This window comes from Phenylobacterium sp. (assembly GCF_044358365.1).
Classification (GTDB): domain Bacteria; phylum Pseudomonadota; class Alphaproteobacteria; order Caulobacterales; family Caulobacteraceae; genus Phenylobacterium.
Map to the genome: position 1 here is coordinate 1 of NZ_JBIKNZ010000101.1, position 8,703 is coordinate 8,703.

Annotated in this window: 9 protein-coding genes and 1 pseudogene; 4 read left to right on the forward strand and 6 right to left on the reverse strand. The window is 65.4% G+C overall.

The window, feature by feature from the left end:
• Positions 1-46: 46 nt before the first annotated feature.
• Positions 47-1,027: a pentapeptide repeat-containing protein gene (locus ACIQ3B_RS17310; protein WP_397404789.1), complete on the reverse strand. Its 981-nt coding sequence runs from the start codon at positions 1,025-1,027 to the stop codon at positions 47-49.
• Positions 1,028-1,114: 87 nt separating this feature from the next.
• Positions 1,115-3,556 (reverse strand): ribonucleotide reductase, encoded by a 2,442-nt coding sequence (locus tag ACIQ3B_RS17315; RefSeq protein WP_397404791.1) that lies wholly within the window; start codon positions 3,554-3,556, stop codon positions 1,115-1,117.
• A gap of 179 nt (positions 3,557-3,735) precedes the next feature.
• On the opposite strand from ACIQ3B_RS17315, the gene ACIQ3B_RS17320 reads away from it, so the two are divergent.
• Positions 3,736-4,140, forward strand: a complete 405-nt coding sequence (locus tag ACIQ3B_RS17320) for an NADH:ubiquinone oxidoreductase subunit NDUFA12 (protein WP_397404793.1) — start codon at positions 3,736-3,738, stop codon at positions 4,138-4,140.
• An 80-nt stretch (positions 4,141-4,220) separates the two neighbouring features.
• Positions 4,221-4,922 carry a DUF2155 domain-containing protein gene (locus ACIQ3B_RS17325; RefSeq protein WP_397404804.1) on the forward strand — a complete coding sequence of 234 codons (702 nt, stop codon included), beginning with the start codon at positions 4,221-4,223 and terminating at the stop codon, positions 4,920-4,922.
• On the opposite strand, the pseudogene aat reads toward ACIQ3B_RS17325, so the two are convergent.
• From aat to aroQ, 4 genes and pseudogenes are all read right to left on the reverse strand, one after another.
• A pseudogene (gene aat, locus ACIQ3B_RS17330) lies at positions 4,901-5,509 on the reverse strand (leucyl/phenylalanyl-tRNA--protein transferase); the annotation flags it as partial. The gene ACIQ3B_RS17325 and the pseudogene aat overlap by 22 nt on opposite strands.
• Positions 5,510-5,548: 39 nt before the next feature.
• On the reverse strand, positions 5,549-6,895 hold the full coding sequence (gene accC / locus ACIQ3B_RS17335) for an acetyl-CoA carboxylase biotin carboxylase subunit (RefSeq protein WP_397404795.1): 1,347 nt from the start codon (positions 6,893-6,895) through the stop codon (positions 5,549-5,551).
• A gap of 4 nt (positions 6,896-6,899) precedes the next feature.
• Positions 6,900-7,382, reverse strand: a complete 483-nt coding sequence (gene accB / locus ACIQ3B_RS17340) for an acetyl-CoA carboxylase biotin carboxyl carrier protein (protein WP_397404797.1) — start codon at positions 7,380-7,382, stop codon at positions 6,900-6,902.
• Between the two features lie 29 nt (positions 7,383-7,411).
• A complete protein-coding gene (gene aroQ / locus ACIQ3B_RS17345) occupies positions 7,412-7,849 on the reverse strand; it encodes a type II 3-dehydroquinate dehydratase (RefSeq protein WP_397404799.1) in 438 nt (145 codons plus the stop codon).
• Positions 7,850-7,926: 77 nt separating this feature from the next.
• On the opposite strand from aroQ, the gene thiS reads away from it, so the two are divergent.
• Entirely contained in the window at positions 7,927-8,127 is a 201-nt protein-coding gene (gene thiS, locus ACIQ3B_RS17350; protein WP_397404801.1) for a sulfur carrier protein ThiS, read from the forward strand.
• Position 8,128: 1 nt separating this feature from the next.
• Positions 8,129-8,703: thiazole synthase (locus tag ACIQ3B_RS17355; RefSeq protein WP_397404802.1), on the forward strand; the 575-nt coding region annotated here is incomplete at its 3' end.

Consider the following 8,703-nt stretch of genomic DNA (forward strand, 5'->3'; position numbering starts at 1 on the left):
GGATGACCCATGCATGCCGGCCTCCTTCACCAGCATGCAGCTTGAATCACTCCATCACTGATTTGGGAATCCCTCCCGATTCACAGCGTAGGGAAACCGCTCTAGAATCCGGAAGCGTCGGATAACTAGCGCCCACGCAAGTTCTTCCGATCAGTCCGCGCGGCAGCCGGGTGCCCGGGCCTGAGCAGGCCTCATCGAGCTGGTCCTGGCTCAGTCCAACGGCGCTCGAAAGGTCCGCGCCGGCAAGGCCCGTGCGCGAAAGGTCCGCGTCGCGAAAGTCGGTGCGATAGAATCTTGAGTTCGAAAGGTTGGCGCCTGTCAGGTCTGCGGACCGGAACGAAGCCCTTGCGAATTCGCTGAAGGAGAGGCTGGCGCCATTCATCTGTGCGTCGCGGAAGCTCACGCCGCTGGCCTCAACGCGCCCGAAACTGGCGCCGCGAAGGGCTGCGGACTGGAAGTTGGCCACGCTCAGGCGAGCCCGCGAAAAGTTGGCGCCTGAAGCTTTCGCATCGCGGAGGTCGGCGCTTGAGAGATCTGCCTGTTCGAAATTTGCGCCATTCAGGGTGGCGGACCGCAGATCTGCATCGATCATGACGGTTTTCCGGAACGTCGCGCCTGAAGTCTCTGCTTCGGACAGATCGGCCATCGAGAGCGTGGCGCCGGTAAAAGAAACGCCCATCACCTTGGTGGACTGTAACTTCGCAGCAGTCAGATTGGCGCCGGTAAAGTTGGCCCCGCTCATTGCGGCGTCGCTGAGGTCGGCCTTGGTGAGGTCCGCGCCAGCGAAGTTGGACGCGTACAGCCGCGCTCCCCGAAGGTTGGCGCCGGTGAGGTTCGCGCCCGAGAAGTTGGCGCCCACGATCCGGGCGCCTGACAGATTACGGCCAGCCAGTTCGCAACCGATGCATGAGCCGCCAAATGAGGTCTGACGGGCCACTTCGCGGTCGCGCGCCGAGGCCGCACCAGCCGGCATCAAGGCGAACAGAAGCCCTGCGGCAGAGGCGGCGATGAGGAAGGCGCGGTACATTTCAGGACGCTATCCGGGAGAACTGAGCCTCACCAGTGCCTGCCATGACCTCTGAACGCCACTTAATTCGTGGTAATTTCCTTTAGGCTAACCGGCCTGACCCTCGGGGATTCTTCCTGCGCGGGTCCCGCAAGTATCGCAGATCATGGCCTGGCCCTTGCGCACGACGGCCGTGTCGCCACAGGCGGCGCAAATCTCTGCCTCCCGCAGACCGAAGGGACCACCGCCACGGCCCGCACCGGGCAGGAAGACCAGGTTGTCAGGCGCAGTACCGCGCGCAAACCCCTTGGAAATGTAGCGGGACGCTGGCTGGGGCTCCTCCGCCGCAACCCCATCGGCCTTGCCATGCCCAAGGCCGTCGGCGTTCAGCTCACCGGGATCAGCATTGCCCAGTTCGTCGCGTCCCAGATAGCTGATCCCGAGTTCCCGGAAGATATAGTCCAGGATCGAGGTCGCTGACTTCACCGTATCGTTGCCGGTGACCGGGCCTGCGGGCTCGAACCGGGTGAAGACAAAGGCGTCCACAAATTCGTCCAACGGCACGCCGTGCTGCAGGCCGATCGAGATCGAGACGGCGAAGTTGTTCATCAAGGACCGGAAGGCCGCACCCTCCTTGTGCATGTCGATGAAGATTTCACCGAGCTCGCCGTCGTCATATTCACCGGTGTGGAGATAGACCTTGTGACCGCCTACCGAGGCCTTCTGGATGTAGCCCTTGCGGCGATCCGGAAGTTTTCGGCGGGTGCGATCCCGTTCGATGATCCGCTCCACGATCCGGGGCTCAGCCTCTGCCAGAGGCGCCCGGACAGGCAGATCCGGCACTGACGGGATGTCGAGGGTGAAAGACGCGGGCGGCGGCGCCCGCGAGACCCTTGTTGCAACACCGTGACCCGCGAATGCGGCATTCACGTCAGCGACACTGGCCTCCCAGGGCAATTCGACTTCGAGAACTGGTGGAACATCGAGGATCGGCGCTATGGCGCGCAGAAGCTCGGCATGAGCGCGCGTTTCTATGAACGCGCCGGGGCGGAAAACGCGCTGCACATCCCCGCCCATTGCCGCGAGACTCTGGTGGGAAGCATCCCCCATAATACAGGCCTCGGCGACCAGGATTTCGTCAGGAGAGAAGCCGGACAACACCAGCACATCCAGATGTGGATCGACGAGTTGTTCCGGGGTTGCCCCCATCACATCGCGAAGGAAGCCTTCCCCGACAATCGGGGGTGCGAACGCCTGCGAGAGCCGCGAGACGAACGGAAGTTCGGCCTGTGCAGCCTCGATCTCCAGGGCTGTGAAGCCATGCGCCGCCAGGGATTGCGCGTTTACGCCGGGTGTATCTTCGAGGCTCCGACGGCCCAGCAGGGCCGTCCGCGCTGCGTCTAGATCGACGTCCAGAGCGCAAAAGCCCAGAATGGCGGCTTCCGACAGTACTCTGACCACTTCGCCGTCAGCCGTTTCGGCAAATGTAACCGGTCCTGACCAGGGCGCGGCATCCAGTCGTGCGCCAAGTCGCAGGGCTAGTTCCGGATCGCTGACCAGACCCAGGCGGACATCCAGCGCCAGGTCCTCGGTGGCCGCCCGGGCCTGCAGGAAGAGATTGCGGGCGGCGTCGCGCGCTTGGGGGCTGTCGTAGTCAAACCCCTGGGCCACCAGCCAGTCACCCAGACCCGCCAGGGCCAGCAGAAGGGGGCCATCGGTTTCAGCCGCCAGCGCGGTGATGGAGAGTTTGACGTGCGCCGAGAAACCGACTTCATCAAACGCCTGGTCACGCCAGAAACTCATGAGCTCAAGTCCGGCCGTGGGGAACCCTGCCGCTTCCGCTATGGCGGCAGCGTCCCGGGCGTTGTTGGCGGCAACCACGCGACCTGTGGTCCAGGCCGCCCGTGCGAGCGCTGACGACACGGGGGAGGCCGTTACAACCGGAGCCAGCGGTGCGGCAGACGGTGCGGCGCACGGCCAGTCGCTGGCGCCGGTTCTTGCAAGGGCGATGGCCTCGAGGATTGTCGCATCCTCGGCGCCAATCACCCGTGCGGCCTCCGAGGCGCGCGCCAGGCTGGTATTGCGCGCAATGTCAGCGCAGGCTTCCGGGTCGCCGTCGCAACGCAGGACCGCCTGCATCACAGCCTCCAGCCGCTCGCGCATCTGGCGCGCCGACGCGCGGGCCGCCTCGCGACCGCGATGCATGGCCTCCATGCGTTCGAGTGGCTCGTCGCCCGGATCCAGTACCTTCAGAGCGGGCGTGGCCGGGGCCAGTGCGATAGCCCCGAGGATCATCGCTTCGCTGAGGGCGTCGCGGAAACGGGTGCGCGCCCGGAGGTCCCTGGTCAGACCCTTGGCCTGAGCCTTGCCCGCCAGGTCATAGGCCCGCTGCTGGATCGCGGTCGCAAGATCTGTTCGCCCGTCAGCCCAGTCGATCCAGGCTTCGGTTCTGGCGTTGGTGAAGTGAGCAGGAGCCTCGACCTGCGCGACGCGATCGCGAAGCTCCAGGGTTCGCCCCTCGATTCCCGCGGCTGATGGTTCGCTGCTCATGGCCGACTCCGTGAGACGGCGATCCTAGGCGGCTCCGGGACGGTCCGGCAACAGATGTTGTGGCTACTTCCGCCGTCATCCCCAACATATTGGAGGAAGGCCGCTGAATCCGCAGTGCTGGACGGTCCGGGAACTCGCCCCTATAGTCCCGCCGAACCCAGCCCCGAAGAGCCCTGACCTTGTCCGTCCTGAAGACGATTTTTACCTGGTGGAACGGTGCGACCACCGGCATCTATTTCATCATCGCCAAACGGGGCCGGTTTGTCGGTCAGGATGAGTTGGGAAACCGGTACTATGAGGCCCGCGACACCCACGACAGCTATGATCGCGGGCGCAAGCGCCGGTGGGTTGTCTACAAGGGGTATGCCGACGCGTCCAAGGTGACGCCGGACTGGCACGGCTGGCTGCGATACACCTTTGACGAGCCGCCGACCGTCGAGCCCTTCGTGGTCAAGTCCTGGGAAAAGGCGCATCTGCCCAATCTGACCGGCACGATTCACGCCCGTAAGCCTCTGGGGGCGATCTCCCGAGGTGGTGAGCGCCAGCGGGCGACGGGCGACTACGAGGCCTGGAAGCCGGACTAGCTGTGACCTCCCGATACACGAGATCAGGGCCCGCGCGCCGACTTGGCCTTGGCCTTTTGGCCGGGACTGCGCTGGCGACCATGGTTTCGGCCCAGCCCGCACCGCCGGTAGCCCAGACGCCACCCGCGCCGCCGACGCCTGCTGCGCCGGCATCGGAAGAAGCGCCGCCCGCCACAGTCTCCACGCCGTCCACAGACGCGGCGACGCCGCTGACCGAACAGGAGGTTGCGCCGGCCCTGCCGCCCAAAGCCCGGGTGGCTGAGAAGCCGGTAGAAACCATCGTCCGGCGCGAGCGCTACAACATCGCGGTGTTGCAGGCACTGGACAAGGTGACGGCCGAAACACTGCGGTTCGAAGCACGGGTCGGGCAGCCGGTACGCTGGAAGGGCCTCATTTTTACTGTCAGCGCCTGCGAACGGTCGGCGCCAAATGAGCCGATCGCAGACTCGATCGTGTATCTGAAGATCGACTCGCAGCCGCGGCCCCAGCCGGGACGGCCGAGCCCGCCCTCGCGTGAGGCCTTCAAGGGCTGGATGTTTGCTGCGTCTCCGGGCCTTAACCCGTTGCAGCACGCCTCTTATGACGCCTGGGCGATCAGTTGCAGGACAAATGCGCCGCCCATTCCGGTGGCTGCCACGGCCGTCCGCCCGCCAGCCTCCCGGGCTCCCGCGGCGATCCCGGCCGTTCCGGCTGTTGTGACCGCCCCGGCTGCTTCTCCGGCGCCGACCGCTGCGCCGGCTCCCGTGACAACGCCTCCGGATCCGACACCTCCCGCGCCGTAGAAATCCGCCTTGATCCTCAAGGCCTCGGCCAGGCGCCGTCGATAGTCGGCGCGCTCGATCTCCTGGGCTCCGAAGCTGGCGAGATGGTCGGTGAGGAACTGGGTGTCCAGCAGTCGAAAACCTCGGGAGATCAGGTGGCCGACCAGATGCACCAGCGCGACCTTTGAGGCGTCGCGGCGACGCGAGAACATGCTCTCCCCAAAGAAGGCGCCGCCCAGGGATACGCCGTAGAGACCGCCCACCAGTTCGCCATCCTGCCAGCACTCCACGCTATGAGCGTGACCCAGCGCATGCAGTTCAAGATACAGGCGCTCGATCGGCCGGTTGATCCAGGTCTGGGTGCGCCCCGGGCCAGCGGCCGCGCACGCCAGCACGACATCATGGAAGGCCGTGTTCAGGCGCACAACGAAAGGCTCGGCGCGCACGGTTCGTGAGAGACGGCGTGAGACATGGAACGCATTCAGCGGGATTACACCGCGGCGCTCCGGGTCGACGAGGAAGACGCCGGGGTCTTCGCGCGCGTCCGCCATCGGAAAGACGCCGCGCGCGTAACAGTCGAGCAGGTCGTGAGCGTCGAAGGGCGGCATGAGCGTCGTCTACGCGCCATCACCAGGGCTGGAAACCACTCAGCTGGCGTTGGCCGCCATCCAGCGCTCCAGCCAGTGGATGTTGTAGTCGCCGCTCAGAATGTCGGGCTGATGCAGGAGTTCCTGAAACAGGGTGATGTTGGTGTCGATGCCGCCCACCACGATCTCGCCAAGGCAGCGATTGAGGCGGGCGATACATTCCTCCCGGTCGCGGCCATGAACAATCAGCTTGCCGATCAGGCTGTCGTAGAACGGCGGGATCGAGTAGCCGGCATAGAGCGCGCTATCCATGCGAACACCCAGACCGCCCGGGGCGTGGTAGTCGGTGACCAGGCCGGGCGAGGGGGCGAAGGTCTTCGGATTTTCGGCATTGATCCGACACTCGATGGCGTGGCCTTCGAAGACGATGTCCGATTGCTTGAAGGACAACGGCAGGCCGGCGGCAATGCGGATCTGCTCCCGCACCAGGTCGATGCCGGTGATGGCCTCGGTGACCGGGTGTTCGACCTGCAGGCGGGTGTTCATCTCGATGAAGAAGAACTCGCCATTCTCGTAAAGGAACTCGATCGTGCCGACGCCCAGGTAGCCGATGGCCTTGACCGCATCGACCACGACCTTGCCGATCTTCGCGCGGGCGGCGGCGTCGAGGGCCGGGGAGGGCGCTTCCTCAAGTACTTTCTGGTGGCGGCGCTGCAGCGAGCAGTCGCGCTCGCCCAGGTGGCAGACGTTGCCGAAGCTGTCGGCGATCACCTGCAGTTCGATGTGGCGCGGCGTCTGGAGGTAGCGCTCCATATAGACCGCGTCGTCACCAAATGCGGCCTTGGCCTCGGATCGCGCGGTCTGGACGGCCTCGACCAGATCCTCCTCGGACCTGGCCACCTTCATCCCGCGCCCGCCGCCGCCGGCAGCCGCCTTGATCAGGACGGGAAAGCCGATCTCCTTGGCCGCCGCGAGCGCCTCTTCCTCGGTCGTGACGGCGCCTTCCGAGCCGGGAACCACGGGAATCCCCACGGCCTTGACGGCCTGCTTGGCGGTGATCTTGTCACCCATCATCCGGATGTGCTCCGGCTTGGGACCGATGAAGGTGAAGCCGTGGGCGTTCACGATCTCGGCGAAGCGGGCGTTCTCGGACAGAAACCCATACCCGGGATGCACAGCCTGGGCGCCGGTGATCTCGCAGGCCGCAATGATCGCCGGGATATGCAGGTAACTCTTGGACGCAGGCGCCGGGCCGATGCAGACGCTCTCGTCGGCCAGGCGCACCCACATGGCGCTGGCGTCAGCTTCGGAGTGCACGGCCACTGTGGCGATGCCCATTTCCTTGCAGGCCCTATGGACGCGCAAGGCGATCTCGCCCCGGTTGGCGATGAGGATCTTGTCAAACATGGCGCTATTCGATGATCGCGAGCGGTTCACCGAATTCCACCGGCTGGGCGTCGTCGATCAGCACCTGCACGATCTTGCCGGCCCGGGGTGCGGGCACGGGATTCATGGTCTTCATCGCCTCGATGATGAACAGGGTCTGGCCGGCCTCCACGGTGTCGCCGACCTTCACGAAGGCGGGCGAGCCGGGGTTTGGCTGGAGATAGACGGTGCCGACCATGGGAGATTTGACAGGGTCACCGTTCGAGACGGGCGCAGCCTCGGCGACGGCGGCAGCCGCAGGCGTGGCGGCCGGTGAGGCGGCCACCGGCATCGGCGCGGGCGCGGCGTACTGGACCGTGGCGGCGGTGAGGGTCTTGACCACCCGGACCTTCAGGCCGCCGTGTTCGACCTCGATCTCCGACAGGCCGGTCTCGGTGAGGATGTCCGCCAGCTTGCGAACCAGACGCGTGTCAATCTGATCGGCGGGCGCCTTTGACGTAGTTGGCATGGAAACGGCCTCAATCCTTGGCTTGACGTCTAGCGGACCAGGCCCGCGGCGGCCTCAACGGCCAGTTCATAGCTGTTCGCGCCGAAGCCGGAGACCAGCCCCGTTGCGGCGAGCGAGACATAGGTTTCCCGGCGAAACGCTTCGCGCGCCGCCGGATTGGAGAGGTGGCACTCCACGACAGGGATGCTCAGCATCTTCAGCGCGTCGAGGAGGGCGATAGAGGTATGGCCGTAGGCGGCGGGGTTGATCACCAGGGCGCAGGCCGCCTCGCGGGCTTCCTGAATCCAGTCGACCAGGACGCCTTCGTGGTTGGACTGCCGGAACACGACTTCATGGCCCAGGGACCTGGCGCGGGCCTCGCACAGCACGCGCACGTCCTCCAGGGTCTGATGTCCATAGATTTCCGGCTCGCGGGTCCCCAACAGGTTGAGGTTAGGGCCGCTCAGCACATAGATCGGTTTGCCCATTCGGCTCCGCCGTCGATTCAGGTGTCTTGTAACGGGGGAGACGTCGCGTCACAAGCATGGCGACCGGAGTGGCGCGCTTGCAGCTGATTGTGAATGGAGAGGATCGGGCCTTTGACGGGGTCGCCGACGTGGCGGCGCTGGTGCAGGCGCTTGGCCTCGACGTGCGGAAAGTCGCCGTGGAGCTCAATCTGGAGATCGTTCCGCGCTCGACCTATGCCAGAACAAACCTGACGGACGGTGATCGGATCGAGATCGTCCATTTCATTGGAGGCGGTTGAGATGGACGGTTCTGCGCAGGCCGACGACACCTGGACAGTGGCGGGCCGGACGTTTCGCTCACGCCTGATCGTCGGCACCGGCAAGTACAAGGACTATGCCCAGAACGCCGCGGCCGCCGAGGCCGCCGGCGCCGAAATCGTGACGGTGGCGCTGCGCCGCGTGAACCTGTCCGACCCCAGTCAGCCGATGCTGGTGGACCATGTGAAGCCGGACCGCTTCGCCTTCCTGCCCAACACGGCGGGATGTTTCACGGGTGAGGACGCGGTTCGGACGCTGAGGCTGGCGCGTGAGGCGGGCGGCTGGGATCTGGTGAAGCTGGAGGTGCTGTCCAACACCAAGCACCTGCTGCCCGACATGGAAGAGACCCTGCGGGCGCTGAAGCTGCTGATCTCTGACGGGTTCCAGGTGATGGTCTATTGCTCGGACGATCCGGTCTATGCGCAGAAACTGGAAGACGCGGGCGCGGCAGCGATCATGCCGGCGGCGGCGCCGATTGGCTCCGGGCGGGGCATCCAGAATCTGCTGAACCTCGGCCTGATCATCGAACAGACCAAGGTGCCGGTGCTGGTGGACGC